The sequence below is a fragment of the Klebsiella sp. 18074 genome, from assembly GCF_902705905.1.
Lineage (GTDB): Bacteria > Pseudomonadota > Gammaproteobacteria > Enterobacterales > Enterobacteriaceae > Klebsiella > Klebsiella terrigena.
Genome location: NZ_CACSIS010000097.1, coordinates 1 through 627, shown reverse-complemented (window position 1 = coordinate 627; position 627 = coordinate 1). Strand labels below are relative to the sequence as shown.

Annotated in this window: 1 pseudogene; it reads left to right on the top strand. The window is 53.1% G+C overall.

The features are described 5' to 3' along the window. Positions 1-627, top strand: a pseudogene (locus GVK32_RS28700) (IS6 family transposase); the annotation flags it as partial.

Here is a 627-nt window from a genome sequence, read left to right as displayed (position 1 = left end):
GAAAAGCCTTCATTCGGCTGCATTATCCCGTCGATGTTATCGCCCAGTGTGTTCGCTGGTATCTGGTTGATGCTCTGAGCCTGCGCAACCTGGAAGAGATGATGGCTGAGCGCGGTATTCTCGTTGACCATTCCACACTTCATCGCTGGGTTATTCGCCTCGTCCCCTTGCTGGATAAAGCGTTTCACCGTCGTAAACGCCCCGTGGGCCGCAGATGGATGAAACTTACATCAAAGTCAAAGGCCAGTGGAAATAGCTGTACCGGGCAGTAGACACTGCAGGCCAGACTATCGACTTTCTGCTGACCGCTAAACGGGACGCTGCAGCCGCGCTACGCTTCTTTCGCAAGGCCACTGGCCACCACAATGAACCCGAAGTGGTGACCATAGATAAAAGTGGTGCTAACACGGCAGCGCTGGCGACATTCAACGCCGGTAAACCTGATGAGGAAACCATTACCGTCAGGCAAAGCAAGTATCTGAACAACCTGGTGGAGCAGGACCATCGGAATATAAAACGTCGGATACGGCCGATGCTGGGGTTCAAATCATTTCGCCGTGCACAGACGATACTGGCAGGCATTGAGTTAGTCCACATGATACGCAAAGGGCAGCTTCAGCATCCGTA